The organism is Rubripirellula obstinata, assembly GCF_001642955.1.
GTDB lineage: Bacteria > Planctomycetota > Planctomycetia > Pirellulales > Pirellulaceae > Rubripirellula > Rubripirellula obstinata.
Window position 1 is genome coordinate 1 of the sequence record NZ_LWSK01000054.1, and the last position, 26,828, is coordinate 26,828.

Consider the following 26,828-nt stretch of genomic DNA (forward strand, 5'->3'; position numbering starts at 1 on the left):
CCCGCGCGTCGTGCGGCCCCACAGTGCGCGGGGAGAGTCCACGGCGGGGGGCCGCCATGCTACTTTTCGCCCCGCGCGTTTGGTTCAGCGTGGACGCGCGGGGCGATGCCCACGCGGTTAAACGATTTAGAAACCCTTCACGGCGTTGGGCACAGCTCATGATGGACTGAACCCTGAGTGGGCCCAGCTATGGGAAAACCGGGAAGCTATTTCGGGAGCGTTCCGGCAAGTGCATTCCACCACATTGGATTGCCGGAACTGCGCTAAGCTTGTTCCGGCCTACGTCAATTCTCGATTGGCTCGACACTCTTGACTGCCGAAACGGGAATCTCACCGTAAACGTGTGGGAACAACGCTCCGCCACGGGACGGTTCCCATTGAAGCGTCGTGCCCAAGGCTTCGGCATCGATCCCCAACAGCACCAATCCCGTTTGATTGGCGAAGTATTTCTGCAAGGTCTCACTCACCTGTTCAGCCGATGAAAGATGAATGAAACCATCTTCCAAATCGATTCCACTTCCACCAAATGATCCGGCGGCCTCGGCCGCCTTCCACTCGGTGGCTGGAATGATTTTGTAAAGCAGGTTGGGATCCACGATGCTTCTATCCAATCTTGCCTAAGCAGCAGTCTTTAGGAATGACGACAAGCGATCGGCTCGTGATGGGCTTTGCAGCTTGGCCACTGCCTTGGCTTCGATCTGGCGAACTCGCTCGCGAGTCACCTTGAAGATTCGGCCGCACTCTTCCAGCGTATAGCTGTAGCCATCAACCAAGCCGTAACGCAATCGAATGATTTCACGTTCGCGGAAGGTCAACGTTTGCAAAAGCTCGTCGATCTTGCCACGCAGGATTCCGCTAGCGGCCATCTTGACTGGATTGTGGCTGTCGTTGTCTTGAATGAACTCACCGAAACTGCTGTCTTCGCCTTCGCCAACCGGGCGATCCAGGCTGACGGGATGGCGACCGATATCCATCACGCGGCGAACTTCTTCCACTGGCACTTCGGTGTCCAACGAGATTTCCTCGTAAGTGGGTTCACGCTTCAGGTCTTGGGTCAGACGCTTTTGAGATTGGCGAAGCTTGCTGAGCACGTCGATCATGTGAACAGGAATACGGATCGTGCGAGCCTGATCAGCGATCGCTCGCGTAATCGCTTGGCGAATCCACCAAGTTGCATAGGTGCTGAATTTGAATCCGCGACGATACTCGTACTTGTCCACCGCACGCATCAGACCGGTGTTGCCCTCTTGGATCAGGTCCAGGAACGACAGGCCGCGGTTGCGATACTTCTTTGCGATCGAAACGACTAGTCGCAGATTACCGCTGCTGAGTTCGCGTTTGGTGTCTTCGTATTCATCGAAGTAACGACGGGCAGCCGTCATGCGGTTGTGAAGACTGACGGGGCTTTCTTGTGTCACCAGCATCAGTTCGCGTTGTTCTTGGCGAAGATCCGCTGCTTCATCGCGGCTCATCGCATCGGTGCCAAGGGTTTGCAGACGTTCGCGGATGAAGTTCATGCGACGCGAGATTTCTTCCAACTGACCCAGCAGCGGTGTGACTCGGCGGCTTCGCAGTGAAAGTTCTTCGACCAACAGCAACGCTTTACGGCGACTGCGGATGAAACGGCGGCGAATTTCTGATTTCAGCCGTGGCGAAGTGCTTTTGCGAACCAGCAGCTCAAAATCTGATTTGTTTTGGCCGATCAAACGCTCTAGCGTCTTCAGGTTGTGAGGCATCCGAGCACTGATTTGTTCCTTGGTCAAACGCTCGGTCAGTGAAACCTTGATCGTGCGGTCAAAGGGAAGCTCGCCTTCGTGGACCTTCTTTAGCGTTGCCGCGGTGGCTCGCAGTGCGTAGTCCGATTCCAGCAGTGTGCGTCGGAAACGTCGGCGAGTGATTTCGATTTTCTTGGCCAGGGAGATTTCTTCTTCGCGGGTCAGCAAAGGAATCTCGGCCATCTGGCTCAGGTACATTCGGATCGGATCGTCGCTTGCTTTTGGCAAATCAACTTGGGTCACCAACCGAACGTCATCGTCTTCGGCTGATTCGCCAGCGATCGAGGCACCTGACGTTAAAGCGCCGGATGGCTTTCGCATGCCCGGAACATTCGGCTCCGGTGCATTGGCTCGCACTGACATCTTCTTGGGAGCTTCAATCAATTCGATGCCGTTGCGTTCGACCGCCAACAACAGCATGTCCAACTTTTCAGGATTGACATCTTCATCGGGAAGATAAGCGTTTACTTCTTCGTACGTGAGCGAGCCATTCTTTTGGCCACGAGCGATCAACGCCGACAATTCTTGATCCATCAATTTCATCTCAAAACCTCATGTTTTGGGTAGTTGTTTTACAGCGACGATCATCGTCGCTGAGGGGTCTGCGTGATTGCCGGGAAACAATCACGTTTGCAGCTCGCAAGCAAGACTGCGGTACTCACACTTAAAAATCAACTTCCGTGTGTTCCTTCACGGAAAACAAAGTGTGTGACGCTTTTTGATTTTTGCCTACGGCAATTTTGGCTGTTACGGCAAGTTTTTCAAAATTTTGTTTTAGATTGCTGCCGCAATTTCGCTTCCTCGAACAGTTTTTCCAGCAATTCCTGCTCTTCATTCTCCGCTAGCATTGAAGATCCAACTTCCGCGATTGCCCGATTTTGATCGCCTTCGCGATAACGCATCAGGACATCGGCGTAGCGTGTTGCTGCGGTTTCGGAAACTTTATCGCCCCTGGCATCGACGCGAGATTGGATGGTCACGATTGCATTTTTCAGCGGTTCGTTTTCGATGATTGACAATAATGTGTCGCCATCGAGCGTTTCGCCGCGGAGTTCTAAATCCTGATAGGCCGACAAAAGCATTTTCGCAGTGACGCTGCTGAGCCAAGCCGGATCGATCGCCTCGACCGCTCCCGCCGCCAATTCAGGATTCTCGAACAAGGCCTCGAAAAGATGCAAATCTAGGCCTGTAATCGGAGGAAGCTTTTGCGGTACCGGTCGCCGTGCCGCTGGTGATTCTTGAACGGTCTGACGATCGACGTCTTTTTCGGCTGGCGCAATTTTACGAACCCGACGTGCGCGATCGCGGGCCTGATCACGCAGCGCCGTTCGACGTTGTTCCAACCGTTCGACTCGGAAATTAAAACGGTCAGCCAGTCGCAACATCATCTGATCGACGCGAAGTCCTGCGGGAGCTTTCGCCAAAATTCCCAACATTGTATCGACGGATTTGGTGACCGCGTGAGTGTCGTTTTTAAAATCAATTCCCTCAGTCAAACGCGTTAGCTTGTGATCCAACGCATCAGGTGCCGACGACACCAGTGACTCGAATTGCTGGCGTCCGTTTGCGCCGATATAGTCGGCTGGATCGCTGTTTTCTGGCAACGTCAGTACTCGCAAGTCAACTTCTGCGCCGACAAATAATTCCAGCACTTCATCGGCTCTTTTCTTGCCCGCGGCGTCGCCATCAAGCACCAAAACGACGCGGTCGGCGAAGCGTTTCAGAATCTTGACGTGTTCGGTCGTCAGTGCTGTCCCCAGCACCGCAACGACTGGTTCGACGCCCGATTTTCGTGCCGCAACCACGTCGGTGTAACCTTCCATCACCATGACTTGACCGTCACGGCGGATGGCGTCGCGCGCCAGTTGCAATCCGTAGAGTTGGTGTGATTTGCGAAACAGTTTCGTTTCGCGTCCGTTGATGTACTTGCCGCCTGCTTTGTCGCCAAGACGTTTTGCAATCTCTGGAATCAACCTTCCACCCAGGGCGATTGGGCGGTCTTGCAAGTCATGGATCGGGAACATCAGGCGACCGCGAAACATGTCAACGTAACCGTTGCCCGAAAGCTTGGCGGAAGCCGCACCGCAAGCATGCGCGACCTCGCCGCTGAACTTGTTCCGATGCAAAAGATTGACGGCGTGGTCCCACGAATCAGGTGAAAAACCAATCCGAAAACGCTTCCGGTTCTCGTCATCGATGTCACGTGACGCCAAGTAGTCGCGAGCCAATTTTGCGTCGTCAGTTTTGGGATCATCAAGCTGGTGGAAGTAGTCGTCGGCAACCAATTTCATTGCTGAAAGAAGTGTTTCACGATCGTCCGGGCTGCCGGGGTCCGTGCGTTTTCCACCGGTGTATTGCTCGATCTGGATTCCTGCGACTTCCGCCAACGTTCGCATCGCGGTTGGAAAGTCGACTCCGTCACGTCGCATCACAAAGCTGAAGACGTCGCCACCAATATCACACGGCCAGCATTTCCAAGATTGGCGTTCTTGGTTGATCGTCATCGACGGACGGTGGTCGTTGTGCCAAGGACAGCGGGTGACGAAGTTGCGTCCCTGAGGGTGGATTTCTAGCGTAGCGCCGATGATATCAACGATATCGACGGCCGAACGAACACGTTCTTTTAGATCGAAGTCCATTGGTGAGGACAAGCGTCAAATTCCGCTGTTGAAGTAACCCGGCTTTCGGAGTGAAAGTAATCAAATCGGTCCACGATTGTCTCTGGAAACTTTCACGTCGTAAAGCTGGCGACATCGATTTCAATCGATTGCCGATTCCTCGACAATTTACAAACGTAGGCCGTGTGGGGCTCTGCGACACACGGCATGCCATCAGGTTGCCCTGTATCGCGGGGCTCGACACGACTTGCAAAGTGGCGTTGACCGAAAAGCGTCAGGGAAACGCCATTTTTACGCGGCGATTCGGTCATCATTTGGCGGCGATTGCTGGATTTCTTCGGTCGCCTCGTTCAGGCCAGCTTTTCGGGATTGGTTGGTCGATTCGGTTCGCTTGTAATAACGACGGCGAACTCTCGCTTCACGGCCCGGTTCCATTTTGTCGAAAACCGAACCCATCAAGCTGGGGTGGTAACAGACGTAAGCCCAGCCCAGACCCACCGAGGCTGATCCAAACAGATCGCTGACAAAGTGGGCTCCACAATAGGTTCGTTGCAGCATCGTCCCGACGCATAGCGAGACAAACAGCCAACGGCCCTTGGGTTGAACAGCCCAAAGCCCAACCGTCAATGCGGTCGCTGTCGCCAATGATGCGCTGGGGAACGCACGCGTACCGGCATCGAAGGTGGCGACTTGTGAGAGGTTCCAATCGATGGCCCAAATCCAAGCGTAGTCATAGCCTGCGGCCTCCAGATAAAGAGTGCTGGGGCGTGGTCGAAGCACAAACATTTTCGCGAGCGTTGCAACCGCTCCGGCTCCCATCGCCAGCGTTGCCAAGCGTGGGACGCACCATCGGCGACGAGGCATCAATAGAATCACCGACGTCAGCATCAAGAAAACCCCGATGCCTTGCGCGTAGTACACCGAAAGATTCAGAATCCGTACGGCGAAATCAGGTAACGGATCCGTTGCGATCCAGCGAGCGATCGAAACATCGAAAAGCGTCGCCATCGGGACCATCAATAGCGTGATCCCCGCCATCCACAACAAGCTAGCTAGCCGGAAACTAACAGTGTTGTACGCAGTGCTCGGAAACCCATTGCCCGATGCCGTTAGCTCCTGCGACGCAGTGGTTTCGGCGAGACCAAGTCCTGATTCGTTTCGACTATTCATTGTTTCAGACCGTCTTCCTGACCAGAAATCTGTGACCCTGCAATCCGCCTTGCTGACGACTCCCGAAGCGTTCGGTCGTCTTCAGTGTTGGGAGGCTACTCAAAAAACCACCGGCAACGAAAGATTCGTTCTCGGATTTCTTGTTGCTAGTAGACGGCTCGCGGATACAACGCTGTCGCCAACAGAAATCGGTTGCAGCCAGACCGGCTCAACGCCCTGACATCCTCGTCCGAGCGAATTCCGCCACCCGAATAAATCAGCGGATCGCAACTATCCCGCAAACCACGAAGCGACGTGAAAATTCTCTTGCAAGAATCGACGGTCGCGGGACCATTTTTCGAGCCAACCGACGATAGATCAAGCAGCAGAAAACGCCGGATACCCGCCTGATTTGCGGCGATTATCCAATCACTTTCGTCGAATTCCTGGCTCTGCAAACGCTGACCCTGGAAACGCTGACCCTGGAAACGCTGACCCTGGAAACGCTGGCCCTGTAAACGGCCGTCTCGATAATCCAAGCCCAGGACCGCCTTTTCCGATCCGACAACATCCACCAGCTCGGAAATGGATGCTGGATTCGTCATCGTCTCGGTCGCAGCAATCCAACAAGACTTTTTGAATTGCTTGCTCAATTGTTCGATTAACTTTGTGCCGGTGGACCGTGAACAATCGCCACCACGCCAACCGAGATCAAAAATTATCTCATCGCAATCATCAATCGAATCGCAAACCGATGCCAGTTTCACGATTAGATTCGTGTTGGGATCGTCCATTGTGATTGCATCTAAATCTGCGATGTAGAACCGCCGGATGCCAAGCTGTACGTAATGCTGTAACAGCAACTCAGCATCACCGCAGCAAAACTCAGCGGGTTGATACTGATCCCGTTTCCCTTGCACGGCATGAACGGCACTGCCATCTTTAAGATCGATGACGCCAACAAACGACGCGACTTCTTCAGTGTGAAAAAGCGATTTCAAATCAGACAATACAATCGTCGTCGGAAGCATCGTCGCCAATCGAGAACAGCGATTCCACTTTGACGATGGCGTAGTCGTCGGGAAAGGTGTGAATGGCTTGAATCAGCATCGACTTTTGGCGTGTTTCGATATTGATGTAACTGAGTGCGCCCAGTGCCATTCGTCCGCTGGCATCAAATTGATGAAGCAAGCCTTCGGTCGCACCCTTGCTGAGTTGTTGACCGACCATCCAAAACAAATCTGGTCCAACCGATTCCAATTGAAAATGAGTTCGGTAGCCGACGCCTTTTCTGCAATTCGCACGCTCGGTGCGACTGCCCTTCAGCGGTTTTGACATCAGCAATCGCCGTTTCGGCAGCGGTTGATGGGCGCTGGTTGCCACTTCGCAAATCGTGGCGGCCAACTTGTCTTCGTTATCACTGTTGGAACTGGGAACGTTCCAAGTCACCACATGTCCGCAATTGGTGATGTCGATCCTGGCTTGATACTCTGTCCGTTCGACCAAACGTGATTGGTGAATGGTATAGAGTTCCGGATGCAGCGAACGGCTGAATACGTGGAATGCGAGTTCCGCAACTTTAGGGCGAACCGAAAGCACTGGCCGTTTACCGTGGAAGAAAAAGGAACGAATTCGTTTGCGACGGATCAGTTGAAATTCAATCGAACGAAATTTAGTCGAACGAAATTCAATCGAACCGGCGTTGGAAAAGAGTCGATAAAAGACAAGCGTTGAAAGGGGCACCAAGCGGTCACCCTGTCTTGTCCGTCTGTCCATTATACGCACCGTATCGCAACGGGCTAAAGAGCGTTTAAGCTGTTCGTGCGAAGAATCTATTTTTTAGGTTTTCATCGCAAATTTGCATTGACATTTTTGAACAGATATTGTGAGCAGGGCTGACCGATGGTCATTGTGATTGACAACTACGATTCCTTTACTTTCAACCTGGTCCAGCGAATGGGCGAGATCGATCCTTCGATTGAGATCAAGGTTTTTCGCAACGACGAGATTACCACGGAAGAAATTGAATCGCTTGGTCCTTCTCGGCTGTTGATTTCGCCCGGACCGTGTACGCCAAGCGAAGCGGGGATCAGTGTTTCGTGCGTCGAAAAATTTCTTGGCAAGATTCCAATTCTTGGCGTCTGCCTAGGCCATCAATCGATTGGTCAATGTTTGGGCGGCGACATCGTTCGTGCACCCGAATTGATGCACGGAAAAACCGATGCGATCATGCACGACGATAAAGGTTTATTCGCTGGTCTCCCCAACCCGTTCATTGCAACACGCTATCACAGCCTCGTGATTGAACCCTCGTCGATTCCTGATTCGCTGGAAGTTTCGGCTTGGACGGATACCGGCAACGTGCGCCAAATCATGGGCGTCAGACATCGCCAGCACAAAATGGAAGGCTGGCAGTTTCACCCCGAGAGTTTTTTGACGGAGCCGGGAATTGAATTGATTAGCCGGTTTTTGGATTGGTGAACGTCAGGACAATCGACCTGCGAATCGAGAAACGTTTTTCCAAAATTGATCTTGCCGGGACACAATCAAACATGGCATAGCGGAGTCGAAGGGTGGATGACCGGCTTGTCATCAGTCCTTCGTTTTCAGTCAACAACGGAGATTTGTAGCAATGTTTGGGAAGTCGTTACCGCCTCGGCACCGCGTGTTCGCTTTTGCAGCGACTTTTGCACTGACGGTCGCATTACAACTCACAGCTAGTTCTGCCGCCTTCGCGCAGGACAGCGGTGCTGCTCCGTTGGGACCACTCAATCCAGCCAATTGGAAGATGCCATCGTTCAAGATGCCAAGCTTCCAAAACTTGATGCCGGGCACCGACGAGAAAGCTCGCATTACCAAAAAGAAAGATGGACTGTTCCAAGAGGTCGGACAAACAGCTTCCAACAGTTGGAAGAAGACAAAAGATGTTTTCAATCCACAGAAATTGAATCCGACCAACTTCTTCACAGCGTCGTCGCGAACGCCTGCGAGTAAGACGGCTGAAAAGAAACCAGGTTTCTTTAGTTCGCTCTTCACACCGCAGCCAGCCGAAAAAGAGTCGGGAACCGTGACCGATTTCCTACGCCAAGATCGCCCGAATCCGTAGACGCTGTTTTTTAAACAGACCTCGGACGTTGCCAGCGACCTGCCCGTAGCTGATCCCGCTCAGGGTTCAGTCGAGCTCGATCCGATCGTGGACTGAACCCTCAGCGGGATCAGCTACGATTTAAACAGTTTCTTAGGCGTACTGGATCGCGAATCTCTCGCTGACCGATTCTCTTGAATGAACGAATGACCCAATTCAACTTCACCAATCGACATGGTCAAACGCTCGCCGGCCGGATGGAGTTGCCCGATGGCAAACCGACCGGGCACGCAATTTTTGCTCACTGCTTCACGTGTTCTAAAAACGCAAAAGCGGCCAGCCGGATCTCCAAGGAACTTGCCGAGCATGGAATCGCAGCGTTGCGTTTCGACTTCACGGGGCTGGGCAACAGCGAAGGCGATTTTGCGAACACCAACTTCTCATCAAACGTTGATGACTTAATGTCCGCGGCCGATGCAATGGCCGCCCAGCAGATGGCACCCTCGTTGTTGATCGGACACAGCCTAGGCGGTGCGGCGTCGCTGATGGCAGCGGAGAAAATCGACAGCATCCGCGCCGTTGCAACCATCGGTGCACCAAGCGAACCGGCTCATGTGTCTCACTTGTTTGGCGACCAAGTCGCGGCGATCGAAGAAGACGGATGCGCCTGCGTTTCGATCGGCGGACGAAAGCTGCGAATCCAAAAGCATTTTCTGGAAGACATTCAAAGCAATCGTGTCGGCGAATCGTTGGCCGACTTAAAAAAGCCGCTGATGATTTTTCACTCGCCCATCGACACGATCGTTTCCATCGAAAACGCCAGACAGATTTACAACACCGCCCGGCACCCCAAAAGCTTCGTTTCAATCGACGGTGCCAACCACATGCTCGACGACCCAGCCGACGCTCGATTCGTCGCCGCCATGTTGGCAACATGGGCAGACCGATACGTTGTCACCTGACCTTGGAATTCAAACTGAACTTCGCCAAGGCACAAATCAATACGCGTTTCGCGCGCAGCAAGAATCGATCGCCAAGCCCGGAAGTCCGGGAGCGAAAAAGGTGTGCGACACGAATGGCGTTGTCCACAGTCTTTTTGCCGTTCCGACGCCAAAATAACTTCGCCAGACGCATCAACCGAACGGGGACAGGGCATGTTCGTGCTGAAGCAGAGTCGCATGACGACGTGATTTTGGCCGCTGGACTCGGAAAAGGTGACGGGGTTAGTTTTGCTGCGATGGTTGTTAACTACCCCGGTGACCCTTTCTTCGTCCGTTTCAGAGCATTCGCGTTGGAATTGACCGGTAGGAACCGGCCTACACTGACTGTTTTGGCAAAACGATGAGGGGGCAAAACGATGATGCGCGGTAATCATGCCGCTTTCTGTCTCGCATACAGCACCAAAAACCGAACGTAAAAACGAATAGGGACAGGGCACAAACCGAACGGGGACAGGGCATGTTCATGCTGTAGCAGTATCCAAACTGGGATACTCCTGCAAAACAGGGACAATCCGCAATCGCACTTGCTATCATTTCAGTCGTTGGCTCTTGCGCGTGCCCTGTCTCCGTTCGGTTCTCCGTTCGGTTCTCCGTTCGGTTCTCCGTTCGGTTCTCCGTTCGGTTCTCCGTTCGGTTCTCCGTTCGGTTCTTGCTCGTGCCCTGTCCCCGTTCGGTTATTCGTTCGTCCATAAATGTCAAAATCGTTCATAGTTGGAGCAAACAATGAGTTGGATCAATCGCACCATTTTTCATGTTGCTGGAATGCTCTTCGCGTCAGCAGTCGCATTGTCCGCAACCGCAGAAGATAGGTTTTCTGGTGACGTAAGAGTTGCGGGCACACTTAGCGCTCGCGAAGTTCGTGTTGCCAATGAAACTGTGGCGACGGAAAAGACGCTGGAGAAACTTCACAAAGAGATACTCGCCGAAGTCGTTTCCGAAATATCGAGCAAGCTGAAATTTCGCAGCAATACTGCGGAGATGCGTACATTCGCCGATCAAATCACCAAGAGTGTCGTCGCGAACATCGGCAACTCATCGAAGGCCTTGGATAACTTACGCCGAGAACTCGATGCCAGCAAGAAATCGGCCGCATCACAAGTAAAAGAGTTGCACCGTACGGTCGCAACACTGCAGAGCGAGCAGCAAGCTGCGGAGAGAGAACTGGCCTCCGTAAAACGCGAGATAGCGGAAATCCGACGCGAATTGTCTAGGAGACGTTGAAGAATAAACCCTGGCTACTGCAGCTCAATTGTACGACCGAGCTCTTCGCTTCCTTCCTAGCGACGCAGCTCCATCTTTGAGTCGAACGGGGACGAACGGAGTCGAACGGGGACAGGGCGTGTTCATGCTGAAACAGAGTTGCATAGCGACGTGGGACCCGGAAAAGGCGGCGAGGGTAGTTTTGCTGCGATGGTTGTTAATTACCCCCGTGACTTTTTCTTCGTCCCTCGCTCGTGCCCTGTCCCCGTTCAATTCATGATCATAACGTTCGTGAATAGTCCTCGGAGGGACGGAAGCTCTCTGCCGGGGATGTAAATCCCCGGATGGCAGCGTTATCTCTCACTAATTCTCTGGCTCGGTTTCGCGGCTACGCCGCGAAACCGAGCCAGAGAATTGATGTGGGGCAGCCATCCGGGTGCTCGCGCACCCGGCAGGGAGCTGCCAGCCCTGGTTCGCTACGCGACCAAACCGACGACACGTGAAACTTTGACGCTGAACAACGGCTTAACCGCCAAGCAGCTCGATGCCCGAATTTTCGCATCCCAAAGGCGAAGCAAAACCCGAAGCAGACAGCAGCGGCCCCGGATTGGCCGGAAACGTCAGACCACAAAAAAAGCCCGGAAAAACCGGGCTCAATTCCGCTTGGGGCCAATCGTGAGGATTCACGAACATGGGCCTTAATGGGCGATGAGGGAACCCAACCAGCCCGATGGAAACGAGCAAAACGCCCGTAATTCGCGGGGTGAGTTGAGGCGGTGCATTGATGCAGACGCAAGTGTGGACCAGTTTGTGGACCACGGCACTGACCAGCAGCAACCGGCAAACCCATCTGAATCGCTCGACAACTTGCGGGCTGAGCTTCGGTATCGGCTTGGGGAACTTACCCCCGTTCAGCTCAGCCCTGAGGGCGTCACTCGCCTTCTGTCGCTGCTGCGCGAGCTAGCGGCCCATTCATCATCAAGCGAGGCAACCTGAGCTAGGCCTCGCGCTTGCTTGCAGGCCCGGGGGGCGTCATTTTCTGCCGAGGTCGCCAAGCGGAGACCACCCGCAATGTCGCGCATTTTGAGCGCGGGTAGGGGGGGGGGGTTAAGGGTGACGCGGATTAGAAACCAAGCGTCTTTCTAGTCGTCGCCGATTTCGCGTAGCAGCCCGGATTTGCTTATACGCCAGAAATGAATCTATCCATGTCTTCCGTGACTTCAATCAATCGTTCAGTAAGTTCGAGCTGACGCTTTTGGTACTTAAGAGCTTCCTTTTCGGCTGTGTTTCGTGCCTGAGATTGATTGTAGGCTCGGGCAATTTCTTTGTAGGCCTCGGTGCTGTTAGCGCGAATGGTGGAACCGCCGCGTGGCTGACTGGCGAGAGTCTTTTGGTAGTCGCCTCTTGCGGCCTGGCGTTCCCGTTCGGCCGTTTTATCGTTGATCGCTCCGACGTCGACAAGATTTTGCGTTTCTTGCAATCGCTTAAGAAACTTCTCGTGCTCAGTTAGATTATTTTGGGTGATGCGATCGCCGGCGGCTTGAATCCGTAGATTCTCATTGTCGATTTCACTAGTGGCCTTTTCGTCGTCAGCATCTTTTTTCCTATTGTCTTTTTCCGCCTGCTTGGCTGCTTCATCGGCGAGTCGATTCTGACGTTCGAGCTGTGCGTTTTGTTCGATAAGAGTTCGCAGCTTCTTTGCTTCGGTTGCTTCGATGTTATCGGCTATCGCTTGCTCTTCGATTTGTTTTGCGCGTCGCATTTCGGAGCGGAACTGTGCATCCTTATCGTACTGCTCGCGTTCCTTGGCGGTCAGTTTGAGTCGGTCGCTGTTTTCCTTGGCGGCGATCGCTTCGCGTGCTGCGACCTTGTCGAAAGATGCTTGCTTCTTTTGATCGGCTTCAATTTGTCTGACCGTTTCCGCATCGTCTCTCGCCAGTGCATCTTCCATGAATTGCTTAGCAGCTTTGGCTTCTGCTTCGTCGCGGATCTTGCCGAGCTTTTCAAGGTTTTCAGTAGACGTGTTAAAGCTGAGGGCATCTACAACCCCCATCATGTCAAAGTTTTTGAACGCACGGTATGCGTCGAAGAGGTCATAAAGATTAGAAGTGTGGCCAATTATTTCTTCTGACAACCCAGGGAACAGCCCTTTTGATTCCAAGCTAGAGGATCCAGAAATCAAGGTGGTAAGCTCGTTTGCGACCAGTGTGATCGCGGGCGCAACATCAACAGCCAGTTTGTTGTAGAGTCCGTCCCATGCGAGTTCGGCGTCGGCGACGGCATCGTTCGCTTGCTCGATAAGAGCGGCGTCGATCGAATTTAGACTAATGCCAAGTGCTTTTACTTTTTCCTCAAACTCTTCGACGCCTTCGGAACCTTGACGAAGGAAGGAAACCAAGCCCACGCCTTCGGAGTCGAACAGCTTGAAAGTCAACCGCATTTGTTCCGATCTGTCTTTGACTTTGGAAATCTCGTCAGCCAACGTCTTGAAGACGTCCATTGGTCGTTGCTTCGCAAGCTTTGCAGCATCCAGGTTCAATTGCTTGAACACTGATTTTGCTTCGCCCATCCCTTTCGCAGCTTCGGCCGTTCGCCGCATCATGCGTTGGATCCCCATGTCCACCGCTGAATTCTCCAAGCCGGAAACGTGAGAAGCGCCTAGGCGAATAGCTGACAAGCCGTCCAGCGTTGCCCCCAGTCGCGATGCCATCTTTGCCTGCTGATCGATCGCGGCCATTTGTTCGGCGACTCGGTCGATCGTGTGCCTGACGCCGCGACCGAACAAGTAAAGACCAGCCGTGGCGGCGGCAATGCCGACGGCGGCGGCGGCGTAAGCGGGTGGCATTCCGCCTACCATGCCCTGCATGCGGCCGAGGACGGGAATGTTGGCAGCCATCGCTGCGCGGCTTTGCAGAAGTTCGTTTCGTTGCCTAGCGACGGCGCGGCCGTAGGTGGTCTGAGAGATCGCACCGCGACGAAGCTGTTGGCTTAGGTCATTGACTTCCCGCGTGTATTTTTCGGTCGCCGTCTCCACGCTTCGCGTTGTGGCACGGCCGCGTTCCATTTCTCTGGCTAGATCAGCTTGCGCGGCTTTGGATTCCTTTGTTTCGCTGCGCAAACGCTTTGTCGTGCGTTCAAGCTCCTGGGTTGAAATCGCACCGGATTTGTACGCCTTTTCGACGGTGTTTAACTTCTCTTCTAAGACTTCATAGTCAGAGCGGCTCTTGCGAACTTCTCGTTTGGTCGCGGCGAGTTCGCTCCGTGACAAAACCATGCCTTGAGTGAACCCCGTGACGTCGGAGGCAACTTTGTAGTTTAGTCCGCCGATGTTATCCATGGTTCGCCTCGTCTGAGTTCGCTTGAGCAATTGAGTCTGAGTTACAAATGATTCACTTGACGAACTTTAGTGTCAATTGCAAGTTCACACGTGCTTCATTTAACCAGATGCCCGTTTCGGTCATCCACGCGAACGATGCCTGAATACGTGTACTTCTTGAGATGATGACAGAACGTGTCACGCCTTTTCGGCCGGTGGAACTTGACGCCACGCTGGACACCCGCAAAACTGCTTGTATCTGTCTGGTTGTCGCTTGGGCTTTAACACCTTTGCGGCTTGGTCGATCGAGTTCCTCCCGATCGGTGACAACGCCGGCTTGTACCATCTGACAAATTAGGAATGCAACGGCTGGTCGATGCGTCGATCGTGTGCCAAGTGTTGATCCGGCATTGGCCGGGGAATGAAGCCCAATCGGGCCGGGGTACAAGCCGGCTGTTAAAGCGTGTCGATCAGCCGTTGCACGCGCGTACCCAAGTGGTTCGCGAAAGGTTTTGCTATGAGCAAACGAAACTCTACTGCCGTGATTGGAAGTGCCACCCGCCAACGTGAAGCGGAACGACTCCGCGAACTTGCCGAGTACCACCGAAGCCGAAAACGCGATCAAGCCGCACCGAGCCGGTTGAGCCAAGCCCGCCGACTCTTTCAAGTGGCAGCGATCATCGCGGCATCCCGAGTCGGTTTTCTGACGGTCGATAACGTGACCGACAAGCTCCGCGAACAGACCGGGGAAAGATGGTGTGAACGCACCGTCGCACGTGACCTTGTCACCTTGCAGGAACTCAAACTTATCCGGCGTTCTGAACACCAGGAAACGGCGGGACAGTCACGGATGTTCAAATGGTCCGGCACTTCGGAACCGATGGCCCGCGTCGTCATCAAGTCTGCCGAGATCGATGACGCCGCGGTTGGTTCATCATCGTCAGCACTCCAAGCGTTGTTGCTGAACCTGCCCGAGCCGTGGGAAATGGACGCCCAGCGACACCGAGTTGCGACATCGGCCGCACGATTGGCGGCGATGGCCGATACCGGCGACGCTCAATTTCTGAAAGCCGAACTGGTCTATGCATTGGGCAAGGGTTGGACCCTTCAAGACGTGGGCGCGTCGCTGTCGTCGTTCGATCGCTTCAAGACACTGGGAAAGCTCGCAGATGAGGAGTTCAACGCGGTCCGTTGGGAACCCGCCGCGACGACACCACCTTGTCGCCAACTTGCCACCGCGTAGGAAAGCTCTCTTTCCCGACGATTCTCACTAGGAAACCAAACGCCGGTTTCCTTGCCTAACTCAACAACATCAAAACCAATTTGAAAGACGAAAACCATGTCCAAGAACAAATACACCGGCAAACAACTGAGCCGCGAAGATCGAACCGAGTACCTTTTGCTCCATTGCCGCTCGCTGATCACGGTAGCAGACACGTGCCGCATGTCTGGCAGTCCAGAAGTCGGCATCAAGTTTCTTCTGCCCGCGTTCGATACGATGCTTTTCATCATTCACCAACGCTTCGTCGTCGGTCACGTGCATGAACCGCCGACGCGACTGCTCGAGAACCTCAAACACGGTCGCCACATCGGTGACGTTGACTTCGACACGCTTCGCAAATGCCGAGCCGCGTTGGTCGAGTCGCCGAACGGTCGAGACATCAATCTGGCGATCGATGGCGCGACACTGCTGTCGAAGATCATCAAGTCGGATGCGTTCAAAGAGGCAAAGCAAAGATTGCTACCGGGCGAAGATAAACGGAAGCCATCAAGACTATCGCTCTTTGGCCGGCTTTCTACGGCTGCGAGTGTACTTTTCGCAGCGGGTTCATCATCGTGAGTCGCTCGCTTGAACACTTGCTGACACTCGCTAACCAAGGCCGCAACGCCGGTTCCAGCGGTGCGGAGAAGCAAGCAAGGGCGATCGTGACCGTGATCGTCAACAACGCTGTCGGCCTAGATGGTTTGGCATCCGCCGGAATCAGTGAACTGATCGACATCGTGCAAAAGTCACCGATGGAGGGCCGCGATACGGTCAAAAGGATCGCCGCCGTCTGACAGACACAACGGCATCTGTCCTGCGTCATTCAGATCGGGCAAAATGAGAGCTTCGCTGACCGTCAATCAGCGTTTCAACACATCGCGGCGTGACAACCGCGATTTGATGGGTAGGCCGGTAGCTCCGGTCGCACGATCTATCCGGCTGCAAGTTTCTTTGCGTTGTCGGCCGGATAGATCGGCCCACTACGCAAGGATAAAAATGAATACTGTAGAGCGACTGCTCGCACTCTTTGCCGATGCGATCGATAAGCAAGCTGTCTTCAAACAAGATCGCGTCAATTTTGAGCAAGACACGCGTGACTATGTTTTGCGAAGCATCTGGGAAAATTCACGCGATGCATTTTACGAAGCGGTTCGGCTTGCAATCGATGCCGCTGACATCGCGAGCTTTGAACCTAGTTTTCGCGGACGCATTCTTACCATCGTCAGATCTCTCCAACGTGCCGAGTTGAACCCAGGCACTGAAGACATGCTTGCAATCTACCGCGCCGTCGAACCAGAATTGACCGCGTCGTCGGAAGCGTTGGATAAGGATGTATTGGCGGAAAAATACGAAGTTCGCCGACAAGCTAAACGTGGTGATTCAATCAAGGTAAGCCCTAAGATCGAATCATCGCTTCGACTGTCCAACGGCAAGCAAAATGAGCTTGACCGGGAGGCATTTGTCACCAGTGACGATGAATACAAAACCGTCCAGTGGGGCAAGCATCGTTTCTTTGAGCAATTCACACCCCAAGGTGCAAGGGTCTTGAAAGTGATTGCAGAGTCAAAGAATGGAACTACGCTAAAAGACATTAGGCGAGTCGAACGCGATCTCAGGACGGTTTCGCAGGCCTTCCGCCGAACGTCCGCCAAACTACGAAGAGAAAAACTGACCCACCACGCTTTTCACACGATGATTGTTTACGACGGCGAGCGGTGGCAAATTGCTGATCCAAAAAACTTCGACTTTTCTGAATGGTGTAGCAGTGGTGTAGTTGAAGTGGTGTAGCTACACCGCGCTAAACTTCGCCCATCGTTGATTCAATTAATCACTTTGGGAGAACTAGAACGTGACGAAGTTTCTTTCTATTCACGAGTTGTCGGAAATCCTGGGACTTACCGAAGCGTGGATCCGCAAACACGCCAAGGCTGGCAAGTTGCCGTTTGTGCGTGACGCCAACCGAATGCGGTTTCCTGCCGATGAAGCGATTGCTGCAGCGGAGTTGATCGCGACTAGTAGTCGCCCTCAAGAAACCGAGGCGGTGACCAATGGCTGAGATCCAATTCCAAGCCGACGACATTACCGGCATGTTCGGCCCGGTCGTCGATGATCTCCGGGCGATGGTCCGGCAAGAACTCGACCGTGCCAAGCAACGGCCCGAAATGCAGCCGGCTCCGCTGATCGTCGATGCCCGGCGGTTGGCCGAGATTCTGAGCGTTTCGCTTTCGTGGGTCGAACGACGAGCGGCGGCGGGCACGATCCCGTCACTCCACGGCGGCGGCAAGACGCGGCGATTCCTCGTTGACGACGTGATTGCGAAAATGAGAACAGGCAGTCCGGCGGACCAAAAGAAAGCCGAAGCGTCCACCAACGAAAAAGGGGCTGGCACGGTATGACAAACGCACCAACCCCCGGAGTCTCGCAAACCCAGGGTACGACGAAGCAAGCCCACCGGCAAGCGGCAACCAAAGCCGAGCGAGACGAAATCCGGTACCAAATCGCCAAACGCTGGCGGGCTGCCGGTAAGCGAATCTGGAATGCTGCGGAAATGGAATCCGCTATCGATCGTGTGGTTTGCCGGCGGCGGGAACGTGAATCACAAACAACATCTGACCCCAATCTCGCGACACAGCCAGCGTTTTTCGACGCCGGTAGTGAGGCCAAGCAAACCAGAGCGGCGGCGGTCGCCTCTTCACTGAATGGTTCTTCGACTCAGCGTGAACGATGCGAGTCCCTGGTCAACGGACGCGGCGATTACGGTGCGACTCGTGATGAAATCAGCGAGCTAACCGGGATTGCGATTCAGAGCGTTTGCGGTGCCGTCAAGGCAATGTTGAAATCAGGATGCTTCCACGAAACCAGCAAACGACGACGCACTCAGCGAGGGCGCTATGCGGTGGTAATCGTCGCAGCGTTCAAAGGAGGCCGTCATGGATGAGCAGAACGTCAGAAGGGAAACCCCCATCATCGACATGGCGGAGGAGTGTGACCGTGACGACGCGGCCCGCAGTCGTCTGTGTGCCCAACGATGCGAACAGATGGAACGATGCTTGGCCGACACTGGCTTTCGTCCTGGTTCCGTCACGTGGTCGGTTGCGATGCTGATCGTCCGAGTCAGTGGATGGCAACCACTCAAACGATCACGAACGCGGCTTGCGTCTGATCGTGACATTGCGACCGATACCAAGGACTTGCGAAATCGTAAACGTGTATTGGACCGTGCATTGGACGAACTGAACGCCCAAGGATTCTTCACGGATTTCATAAAGGAATCGCCGGCGGGTCGCCGGACCAGTACCCAGGAAAAGATCATCCGCATCACCCTGAACCGCGCGGCAATCTTAGGCGAAAAGCCGTTCCCCTCAGCCGCCGGAATTGACAATCTCACTGCGGACAGTACTGCGGACAAAAGCGTGGACAGTATCGCGGACAAAACTGCGGACAGTATCGCGGACAGATTGCGGACAAAACTGCGGACAAAAGAAAATCACTCTTTATCTATACCCTTAGAACCCAAGAACCCTAAAACCCCACCCCCTTCCACCTTCGATTGGGCGGTGGTGGAGGATTGTTTTTTGGCTCTTCCTTCGGATCGTCGACCGACAGTGTGGAAGCAAGCCATCGCCGACGCACGCGGCTCTGGCGTAACGCCTAGTCACGTCATCGCCATCGTGGACCACTACCAACGATCAGGCCCCAAGTTCAACCCCGGCGCGTTGGTTACCCGATTGCGATCGTGCGACCCAAGAACTGATCCGTCCGACGATTGGCCCGAACCGATCGAGCAATCCAAACGACCGAGGAGTGCGACGACCGACGAAGAAAGGCTCCGTCGACGGCTTTCGTCGATTGAACGCCCGGTGATCCTAGCCGGCCGCAAGAACGGCCTGAACGACGCCCAAATCCGTGAATTGATCGGCAAAGAGTTCGATAGCCGTGGTATTCCAAGGCGGCTGATTGGCTTTGCCAGCGACTCCAAACCGATTTCGACCTGAACACCGCTCCCGACTGATCTTTGACAACCCAAGAACCAATCCGATAACCTCCACCGTGTCGACGGCTAGGCTGATCCCCAAAAACCGGACTTCATCATCCGGCCCGCCGTTGGCTTTCCTTCCCTTGATGACGTGAAGATGAACACGATGCCGAAAGTGACTAAAGCCGAAGACCGAAGCCGACCAAAGACGTGGCGGATCCGCTGGTCTATCGATCGCAAGCGGCGGACGATGATGTGGAAGGGCGACGAAGGGCAGGCCGAAGTTATCCGCGTTCATGTCGAACACTTGCTTGATTCAGCCGAGCGAACCGAGCCACCGCATCGAACAACGCTTGACTGGTTGGACAGCTTGAAGGATCACGAGCACATCAAGTTGGTTGATAAGGATCTGGTCGAAGCTCGCGCGGTGGCTGAACCGCCGCGAACCCTCAAGGTGCTTTACGATGCATTCTTGAAATCAAAGAAGTCCATGAAAGAATCCACCAAGAAAACCTACGGCCAAGCGTGGACGGTTCTGGATAAGCACTTTGGTGAGACTCGCGCGATTGACTCGATCACCAAAGCCGACGCGCTGGTTTTTCGTGAGTGGCTGGCGATTGAGGGCAACGAACGCGATAAGGAACGTGACGACCTGGATGTGAACACCGTCCGCCGGCGAATCGGCATCTGTCGCCAAATCTTCAAACACGCCATCGAATCGAAGTGGCTGACGGAAAATCCTTTCCACGGAATCGCAGCGTCCGTCCATGCGAACCCCGAGCGGTTCCACTACGTGACTGAGCAACAGTTCGACCGGATCATTGAGTTCTCGCCACACAGTGCTGAGATGCGTTGCATCGTCGCCCTGAATCGCTTGATCGGTTTCCGCATCCCAAGTGAGATTCAAACGCTGAAGTGGTCCGACATTGATCTGAGCGACGATGACCCCCATCTTCGAATCAAAGCTCCGAAGACAGAGCATCATCAAAAGCGAGGCCTGCGGACCGCACCGATCATGGCTGACTTGCGGCCGTACCTCGAAGACTTGCGGGACTTAGTGAACCCAGGCGTTGAAACTCCGCTTTCGTCCCCAGTGTTCCCACGGTTCGTTGACGCCAGTGATTCAGCGATCCGTTCAGCGATGCTGAAGATCATGAAGCGTGCCGGCGTTAATCCCTGGCCCAACCTATTCAGCAACGGTCGGAAGTCGGCGATCACGGACCTACTTCGGGCAGGTCACGACGTGGTGGACGTGGCATCGTGGGTGGGAAACTCGCCCGCGGTCATCTGGGAGTACTACGCGATGGCGACCGCTGAGGCCCGGCGGCGGGCAGCGACTCAGCCGAACTCAAAAGTGGTCCACACTCCAAAACGTGGACCACTTTGTGGACCAAATCAGCCCCTAGACCCCGCCAGCAGCAACCAGCATAGTGCCCGACGCATTGAGAAAACGCCGGTAAAAGACGGTTCAAGCGGGTCACAAGGGGAATCGAAATGGGCGATGAGGGACTCGAACCCCCGACATCCTCGGTGTAAACGAGGCGCTCTAGCCAACTGAGCTAATCGCCCTGGAAAGAAGCTTTGTGGATGGGCTGCTTCTTGTCAGATGCTCTTTTGGTGGCTGTCAGCTTTTGGCTGATTGCTGACAGCTTGTCGCCATTTCTAGCGTGCCAGCATTCTTGTGCGGCGGGCGCGGCGTTCGGCTCGTAGGCGGGCGCGGCGGTTGGTTTCGCTGGGTTTTTCGTAGTATTCGCGGCGACGCATTTCTTTCTTGATGCCGCTTCGCTCGACCAATTTTCTAAATCGGCGGACTGCTTCTTGAATCGTTTCTCGGTCTCGAACGACTAACTTGACCATCTTTGCTCCGAATCGCGTTTTGAAATCATCTTGGATTGATTCTCCCCTGGTTTGAAAAGGGACGTGCTGGACGAAATGCACTTCGGTATCCCGCCAACTGAATTTGGATCGGAAGTTTAATGCCAGCCCCACATCGGAGGCAATGGGCATCCGCAACGGAATTGACCAGTTTTTAAGGGTTTATCGTCTTATTTGACTCGATTGGCCCATTTCAAATTCGCTTTTGTTCCAACAAACCACCCGCGAATCGCCGGTGAGACCGCATTAGACGACAAGCTGAGACGCGGGCCGGGCAATCGAAATCTTCGTTACAGGGCGAAAAACCGGCATTTCTTGTCAGCCTTGACCGATCGCTGCGACCGACCGATCGCTGCGGATTGTCCGGAAAGGCGGTCGATGTTTCGGGCAGGTCAGCAGCCGATCGTCAATTTGCGATGACGGCTGCGACCGCAACTTCTTCGCCGTTCCCCATCAGCCGCACGGATGCTGTCAGCCCATGTCGCCAACACCTACTCACCAAGTTGATGACCAAGAACCCGGGCAATTGCTTCGCGAACTTGAACAGCGTCAGGATGATGTGCTTGACCAGTTGGACGCCTTGGACAGCCAGTTGCAGGAAGTTCTAAAAGGACTGGGCGTGACGCTGGATAATGAGCTTGATGGGGATGTTGTTTAGCGGAGGAGTCGCAACGAGCGGATGCTTCGCAAATGCCGGATGTCGCCTTGGCTCCATTCGGCCTACTTTTGCTGCTTCAGCAATGCGATTGCTTCTTTGGTCATTCGGTGAGTGTAGGCGTGTAGCTTTTGATGGCCGGGACACCAGCCTAAAAGAAAGCGATGGAAGTCGGCCCAGGCGATTGGGTAGAGCGGTCGCCAGGTGGATTCGACTTCCGCACCAGTGACGTTGAGGTCGTTTCTGGCGCTGAGTGCGTCGGCCAGCTTTGCGAAGTAGAAATCTAAATGCGATTCTGCGTCGCGGTCGCATTGATCTTCGCTGAGGCAACTGCCCAGGAAATAAGCGACGTCTTTCATGCCGCAGCCGCCGCCGACGTATTGGAAATCAACGGCCGCAACTCGGGTGCAACCGGAAGCTTTTTCAGGGAAACAAAAATTGGCGACTTTGGCATCGCCGTGAACGAGTGTTTGAATCGGGCAAGTTGACAGTGTTTGATCGATCAGGCTTGCGAATTGTTTTAACGGCTGTGAGTCGTCGATCGCTGCGAGTTCGTCGGGGCGGGTCGCAAGATGCCAATACGTTCCCACCGGCCAAAGACCAGCGGCGTCACAGCCCATGAAAGTGGCGTGAAATTCGGCCAGCCAAGTGAGCACGCTTTGAACGCCAGCTTGATCTAAACGACCGCGGCGATCACCGAATCCGGCTGCATCGAGATCTTCTAGCAAGAAGAGATGCTGATCGCCTTGCGCGGTTGCCTGATAACACTTCGCGACTCGGCAGGTATCACTCAAGCGATCGCTGAACTTTGTGTACCAGCATGATTCGACTTGGTAGGAACGCAGTTTTCGTTGGTGTGATTGATCGGTGCTCCAACCGCGTGGATGGTTCGCGGCGACCGGTGGATTGACCCATTTCACGATCAGCGATTCGAATTGGGATCCGACGAGATTGACTCTGGCGATTTCGCCGTAACCGGACCACAACGTCTGCACCGATTCGATGCTTTGGATGCTGGTTGCTTGAGTGACTTCAAGAATCGTGGAAGAGACGCTTGCTGGGATCATGCATCGATTCCCCAGCCTTGTTTCTTTTCAGCGACGTATTGGTTGAAACGGTTCTGCTCGATCGCCGCCCGTGTTTCGGCCATGACTTGTTGGTAGTAGGTCAGGTTGTGAATCGAAAGCAGGATCGGCCCGAGCATTTCTTTGGCGTGAAAGAGATGCCGCAGGTAACCTCGGCTGTGCCGGCAAGCGATGCACGGACAACTTTCTTGCAGCGGCGAGGTGTCTTCGCGGTGGACGGCGTTTCGCAGTTTGATGCTGCCCGAATCGGTGAACGCCAACCCGTTGCGACCGTTGCGAGTTGGCATGACACAGTCAAACAGGTCGATGCCGCGAGCGACGCTTTCGATCAGGTCAACTGGCGTTCCAACGCCCATCAAGTAACGCGGTTTGTTCTCGGGTAATTCCGGCGTCGTTGCTTCGGTGATGCGATACATTTCGGTCGGCGGTTCACCGACACTCAATCCGCCAACGGCGAAACCTTCAAAATCCATCGCCGCAAGTTCGCGAGCACATTGGATTCGCAGTTCCACATCGAGCCCGCCTTGCACGATTGCGAACTTGGCTTGATCGTCGCGTGTCGCTGATTCCAGGCAGCGCCGCGCCCAGCGGATCGATCGTTCCATTGCGTCTTGAACGATGTCCTTTTCAGCCGGCAATGCAACGACATGATCCAAGACCATCGCGACATCACTGCCGAGCGATTCTTGAATCTCGATTGAATGTTCGGGCGTCAGCCTGACGATGCTGCCGTCCAGGTGGCTGCGAAAGGTTGCCGCTTCTTCATCAACATGGTTGATCGCATCGAGTGAAAAAACTTGAAAGCCGCCGCTGTCGGTCAGGATCGGGCCTTCCCAGCGCGTCATGCCATGCAGTCCGCCAAGCTTGCGAACGGTTTCGTGACCGGGCCGAAGTGCGAGGTGATACGTGTTGCCCAGGATCATGTGTGCGCCGGTGGCGGCGACTTGATCGATGGTCACGCCTTTGACAGTGCCCTGAGTTCCCACGGGCATAAAGCCAGGGGTTTGCACGGGGCCGTGAGGCGTAACGAAAACACCGCGACGGGCCAGACTGCCGGCGTCGCGGTGCGTGAGTTCAAAAGAGAAATGCGTCACTGTTTTAAATCAGCCAAGTGAGATCAATCACCACGCATTTTCAAACCAAGATCGGTCAGCTTTTCACGAACTTCGTTGAGGCTGGTCACGCCGAAGTTTTTACATTCGAGCATGTCGTCGCCGGTGCGGCGAATCAGTTCGCCGATCGTGTTGAGCTGCAAACGGTTCATGCACTTGCGAGCACGCACCGAAAGGTTCAGATCCGAAATCGGACGGTCCAACAACGCTTGTTCGTCGGGCGACATGTGGCTGGTGTCGATCGGCGGATCGTTGCTCTTCTTTTCGTGAGCAAATTGACCAAGAGCCAAGCCCTTACTGGTCAGCATTTCGCGAATCTCGAACAGGCTGGTCTCGCCGAAGTTTTTGCTGCTTAGCAGTTCTGCTTCGCTTGTCCGCGTCAGGTCGCCGATGGTGTCGATTCCCATCTTCTGCAAACAGTTGCGGCTACGAACGCTGAGTTCAAAGTTGGTGACCGGCATGTTCAGTATTTGAGCCAAGCGATCGTTACGACGCTGAGCTTCTTCGTCGTAAAGCATGTTGCCGGTCGCGGCAGCATCCTTCATGTACAACTGGGCCTGTGGGTGATTGGGATAACAATCCAGGATTCGTTTGTAGCAAATTTGTGCTTTGTCGAACTGGTTGTTGTCTTCGTAGATCAAACCGAGGTTGATCAGGGCACCGATGCCGGTGGGGAAAGTCTTCGCAGCACGCTCGTACAACGAAAGGCATTCGTCGTCGTTGCCCATGCGATCATTTTCCAGAGCCAAACCGAACAATGCACCGGCGTGGTTTTCGTCGGTTTGAACGGCACGTTGGTACAACGCCAATGCTTCGTCCATCCGCCCACCGACCGCAGCAACCGTCGCGGCGCGTTGGTACATGTAGTCGGCGGTTTGTTCGGCTGGTCCGAAGATGTTGTCCAGGATCGCCATCGCTTCTTCGATGCGGCCAGCGTAGCGGTGCGATTCGGCGATGCCGATGTTGCACTGGTCTTCGTTGTAGCCGGATGTCTTGGCTTTTTCGTAGGTCTCGATCGAGTCTTGGTAGCTGCCAAGTTCGAAGCAGCAACGTGCTTGGTAGAACAACGCCATCGCACTGCCGTCGGCAGTTTGCAAAGTGGTCTGCGAATCCTTAAATCGGCCGAGCAAGAATTGGCAAACGCCCATCTTGGTCTTGCCAGCGGGGCTGATCGCTTCGTCTTCTTCCATTTCGTTGACCGCGTCACGCAGTTCGCCGAAATGGCCGTAATTTTCAGAGATGGCGGCGCGGATCGCACCAACATCGGCGGGGCCAAACGAATTGTTTGAAAGGATCATTTCCTTCAAGTCGAGAACGTCGAGTTCGACTTCACTCATCGACAGAGAACTCCCGGCAGCGAATCAGCAAGACAATCTGTCACAAAATGACACATCATTCAGGCGATCGGCGGCTCGTGTGAGGGGTTAAGTAGTGGTTGGGCAACAAAAGCCAGCGGCGAGATTTGAACTCGCAACCTCCGCATTACGAATGCGATGCTCTGCCAATTGAAGCTACGCTGGCGTTGGCAGGAGGAACGCAACGTGCAAAACGCGACGATTCTTTCCGGCACTTTGTAGTCCGCTAAAAATAGGCGAAAGAGCCGAATTTCGTCAAGAGGCACAAGGATTGCATAGGAGTTACATTCGTGTTTGGTGTGAGGTGTGCAGGCAAGCGAATCAAAAGTAGGCCGTAGCGAGCGAAGCGAGTTACGGCGGTGCGCAAATTGCCGTAACTCGCTATGGCTCGCTACGGCCTACATGCTATGGCCTACAGAACCGTCTGCCGATTAGCCTGCCTGCAACCCCGATTATGGGTTCCGTTGTTGCCGTCAGCTTGATTACATTAGACTCTTGAGAGTCAAAGACTTCCACGTTTTCCGCACTTTACAAATCACCTTGGGTTCAGATGCGAATTCTTTTCTTGGGTGATTTGGTTGGAAAACCGGGTTACTCAGCCGTTCTAAAACACGCTGAAAGCTTGAAAGAGTCGCTGAAGCTGGATGTTTTGGTCGCGAATGCGGAAAATGCGTCAGACGGTTCGGGGTTGATGCCCCGTCAATTTAAGCGATTGATGGAAGTGGGCGTCGATGCGATCACGCTGGGAGACCACATCTATAAGTGCCGCGACATTATCGCAACGCTCAACAAAGACAAGCGGATCGTCAAACCAGCGAATTACCCTTCGGAGTCATCGGGGCGAACTTGGACAGTGGTTCCGACGGTTGCTGGACCGCTGGGGATCATTTCGCTGATGGGACGAGTTTTTATGCGGCCAGTCGATTGCCCGTTGGCGGCCGCCGATCGGGCAATCGATGAGATGCGGCAGGCCAATCCTGACCTGAATCATGTCTTGGTTGACGTTCATGCTGAAGCGACGAGCGATAAACAGACGATCGGCCGCTATCTGGACGGGAAAGTGACCGCGGTCATTGGGACGCACACCCATGTTCCGACTGCGGATACCTGCATTTTCCCGGGCGGAACAGCGTTTCAGTGCGATGCGGGGATGTGCGGGCCCTACGAAAGCATCATCGGTAGGGATATCGAACGAGTGACCGAGACGTTTCGTTCGTTTGAACCCGTTCATTTCCACGTTGCCACCCGAGACGTGCGTCTGTGCGGTGTGATCGTTGACGCTGATCCTGATGGCAAGGCGATTGCGGTCGAAAGATTCGAGAAACGCTTGGATCCCGCTGGTTGAGGTCGGATTTGTGTTCT

The 26,828-nt window shown here is 54.3% G+C and carries 25 protein-coding genes, 2 tRNA genes and 1 pseudogene; 15 read left to right on the forward strand and 13 right to left on the reverse strand.

The window, feature by feature from the left end; translation table 11 throughout:
• Positions 1–284 precede the first annotated feature (284 nt).
• From RC85_RS14210 to RC85_RS14240, 6 genes are all read right to left on the reverse strand, one after another.
• On the reverse strand, positions 285–596 hold the full coding sequence (locus tag RC85_RS14210; RefSeq protein WP_068264004.1) for a DUF952 domain-containing protein: 312 nt from the start codon (positions 594–596) through the stop codon (positions 285–287).
• Between the two features lie 21 nt (positions 597–617).
• Entirely contained in the window at positions 618–2,318 is a 1,701-nt protein-coding gene (locus RC85_RS14215; protein WP_068264006.1) for a sigma-70 family RNA polymerase sigma factor, read from the reverse strand.
• Positions 2,319–2,536: 218 nt separating this feature from the next.
• Positions 2,537–4,426: a DNA primase gene (dnaG, locus tag RC85_RS14220; protein ID WP_235033240.1), complete on the reverse strand. Its 1,890-nt coding sequence runs from the start codon at positions 4,424–4,426 to the stop codon at positions 2,537–2,539.
• Between the two features lie 258 nt (positions 4,427–4,684).
• Positions 4,685–5,563 (reverse strand): phosphatase PAP2 family protein, encoded by an 879-nt coding sequence (locus RC85_RS14230; protein WP_068264011.1) that lies wholly within the window; start codon positions 5,561–5,563, stop codon positions 4,685–4,687.
• Positions 5,564–5,709: 146 nt separating this feature from the next.
• Positions 5,710–6,552, reverse strand: a complete 843-nt coding sequence (locus RC85_RS14235; protein WP_160148096.1) for a HisA/HisF-related TIM barrel protein — start codon at positions 6,550–6,552, stop codon at positions 5,710–5,712.
• The gene (locus RC85_RS14240) at positions 6,545–7,285 is read right to left on the reverse strand and encodes a DUF2617 family protein (protein WP_235033239.1); all 741 of its coding nucleotides are present in this window, start codon (positions 7,283–7,285) and stop codon (positions 6,545–6,547) included. Before RC85_RS14240 ends, RC85_RS14235 begins: the two co-directional genes overlap by 8 nt.
• Positions 7,286–7,444: 159 nt before the next feature.
• Here RC85_RS14240 and RC85_RS14245 point away from each other — a divergent pair, with 159 nt between their 5' ends.
• The 4 genes from RC85_RS14245 to RC85_RS14265 all read left to right on the forward strand — a co-directional run bounded on the left by RC85_RS14245 (position 7,445) and on the right by RC85_RS14265 (position 10,849).
• The gene (locus tag RC85_RS14245) at positions 7,445–8,023 is read left to right on the forward strand and encodes an anthranilate synthase component II (RefSeq protein ID WP_068264013.1); all 579 of its coding nucleotides are present in this window, start codon (positions 7,445–7,447) and stop codon (positions 8,021–8,023) included.
• A 151-nt stretch (positions 8,024–8,174) separates the two neighbouring features.
• Positions 8,175–8,648, forward strand: a complete 474-nt coding sequence (locus tag RC85_RS14250) for a hypothetical protein (protein ID WP_238383134.1) — start codon at positions 8,175–8,177, stop codon at positions 8,646–8,648.
• A gap of 185 nt (positions 8,649–8,833) precedes the next feature.
• Positions 8,834–9,589 carry an alpha/beta hydrolase family protein gene (locus tag RC85_RS14255; protein ID WP_068264015.1) on the forward strand — a complete coding sequence of 252 codons (756 nt, stop codon included), beginning with the start codon at positions 8,834–8,836 and terminating at the stop codon, positions 9,587–9,589.
• A gap of 762 nt (positions 9,590–10,351) precedes the next feature.
• On the forward strand, positions 10,352–10,849 hold the full coding sequence (locus RC85_RS14265) for a hypothetical protein (protein WP_149752700.1): 498 nt from the start codon (positions 10,352–10,354) through the stop codon (positions 10,847–10,849).
• Positions 10,850–12,008: 1,159 nt separating this feature from the next.
• Here RC85_RS14265 and RC85_RS14275 read toward each other — a convergent pair.
• A complete protein-coding gene (locus tag RC85_RS14275; RefSeq protein ID WP_068264026.1) occupies positions 12,009–14,165 on the reverse strand; it encodes an HlyD family secretion protein in 2,157 nt (718 codons plus the stop codon).
• A gap of 496 nt (positions 14,166–14,661) precedes the next feature.
• Here RC85_RS14275 and RC85_RS26845 point away from each other — a divergent pair, with 496 nt between their 5' ends.
• The 9 genes and pseudogenes from RC85_RS26845 to RC85_RS29040 form a co-directional block, all read left to right on the forward strand.
• Positions 14,662–15,387, forward strand: coding sequence for a hypothetical protein (locus tag RC85_RS26845; RefSeq protein ID WP_149752699.1), 726 nt, complete (start codon positions 14,662–14,664; stop codon positions 15,385–15,387).
• Between the two features lie 96 nt (positions 15,388–15,483).
• Entirely contained in the window at positions 15,484–15,984 is a 501-nt protein-coding gene (locus RC85_RS14290) for a hypothetical protein (RefSeq protein ID WP_068264032.1), read from the forward strand.
• Complete coding sequence (locus RC85_RS14295) at positions 15,981–16,202, forward strand: hypothetical protein (protein ID WP_068264034.1); 222 nt, start codon at positions 15,981–15,983, stop codon at positions 16,200–16,202. Before RC85_RS14290 ends, RC85_RS14295 begins: the two co-directional genes overlap by 4 nt.
• Before the next feature lie 202 nt (positions 16,203–16,404).
• Entirely contained in the window at positions 16,405–17,196 is a 792-nt protein-coding gene (locus RC85_RS14300) for a hypothetical protein (RefSeq protein ID WP_068264036.1), read from the forward strand.
• Between the two features lie 61 nt (positions 17,197–17,257).
• Complete coding sequence (locus tag RC85_RS14305) at positions 17,258–17,464, forward strand: helix-turn-helix domain-containing protein (protein ID WP_068264038.1); 207 nt, start codon at positions 17,258–17,260, stop codon at positions 17,462–17,464.
• On the forward strand, positions 17,457–17,804 hold the full coding sequence (locus tag RC85_RS14310) for a DNA-binding protein (RefSeq protein WP_068264040.1): 348 nt from the start codon (positions 17,457–17,459) through the stop codon (positions 17,802–17,804). Before RC85_RS14305 ends, RC85_RS14310 begins: the two co-directional genes overlap by 8 nt.
• Positions 17,801–18,346, forward strand: coding sequence for a hypothetical protein (locus RC85_RS14315; protein WP_068264042.1), 546 nt, complete (start codon positions 17,801–17,803; stop codon positions 18,344–18,346). The genes RC85_RS14310 and RC85_RS14315 overlap by 4 nt, the downstream gene beginning before the upstream one ends.
• Before the next feature lie 286 nt (positions 18,347–18,632).
• Positions 18,633–19,403, forward strand: a complete 771-nt coding sequence (locus RC85_RS14320) for a hypothetical protein (protein WP_149752698.1) — start codon at positions 18,633–18,635, stop codon at positions 19,401–19,403.
• A 471-nt stretch (positions 19,404–19,874) separates the two neighbouring features.
• Positions 19,875–20,600 (forward strand): annotated as a pseudogene (locus RC85_RS29040) (tyrosine-type recombinase/integrase); the annotation flags it as partial.
• A 279-nt stretch (positions 20,601–20,879) separates the two neighbouring features.
• Here RC85_RS29040 and RC85_RS14330 read toward each other — a convergent pair.
• A tRNA-Val gene (locus RC85_RS14330) sits at positions 20,880–20,953 on the reverse strand.
• 93 nt (positions 20,954–21,046) lie between these two features.
• On the reverse strand, positions 21,047–21,241 hold the full coding sequence (gene rpsU, locus RC85_RS14335; RefSeq protein ID WP_068264077.1) for a 30S ribosomal protein S21: 195 nt from the start codon (positions 21,239–21,241) through the stop codon (positions 21,047–21,049).
• Between the two features lie 496 nt (positions 21,242–21,737).
• Here rpsU and RC85_RS14345 point away from each other — a divergent pair, with 496 nt between their 5' ends.
• Positions 21,738–21,917 (forward strand): hypothetical protein, encoded by a 180-nt coding sequence (locus RC85_RS14345; RefSeq protein WP_068264050.1) that lies wholly within the window; start codon positions 21,738–21,740, stop codon positions 21,915–21,917.
• Between the two features lie 62 nt (positions 21,918–21,979).
• Here the strand turns inward: RC85_RS14345 and RC85_RS14350 are convergent, their stop codons facing one another.
• From RC85_RS14350 to RC85_RS14365, 4 genes are all read right to left on the reverse strand, one after another.
• Complete coding sequence (locus tag RC85_RS14350) at positions 21,980–22,981, reverse strand: oxidoreductase family protein (RefSeq protein ID WP_068264051.1); 1,002 nt, start codon at positions 22,979–22,981, stop codon at positions 21,980–21,982.
• The gene (gene tgt / locus RC85_RS14355) at positions 22,978–24,093 is read right to left on the reverse strand and encodes a tRNA guanosine(34) transglycosylase Tgt (RefSeq protein WP_068264053.1); all 1,116 of its coding nucleotides are present in this window, start codon (positions 24,091–24,093) and stop codon (positions 22,978–22,980) included. The genes RC85_RS14350 and tgt overlap by 4 nt, the downstream gene beginning before the upstream one ends.
• Positions 24,094–24,116: 23 nt before the next feature.
• The gene (locus RC85_RS14360) at positions 24,117–25,448 is read right to left on the reverse strand and encodes a DNA-directed RNA polymerase subunit alpha C-terminal domain-containing protein (RefSeq protein WP_068264055.1); all 1,332 of its coding nucleotides are present in this window, start codon (positions 25,446–25,448) and stop codon (positions 24,117–24,119) included.
• Positions 25,449–25,558: 110 nt separating this feature from the next.
• Positions 25,559–25,632, reverse strand: a tRNA-Thr gene (locus RC85_RS14365).
• Between the two features lie 384 nt (positions 25,633–26,016).
• Between RC85_RS14365 and RC85_RS14370 the strand changes: the two genes are divergently transcribed.
• Complete coding sequence (locus RC85_RS14370) at positions 26,017–26,811, forward strand: TIGR00282 family metallophosphoesterase (RefSeq protein ID WP_068264057.1); 795 nt, start codon at positions 26,017–26,019, stop codon at positions 26,809–26,811.
• The last annotated feature ends 17 nt before the right edge of the window (positions 26,812–26,828 follow it).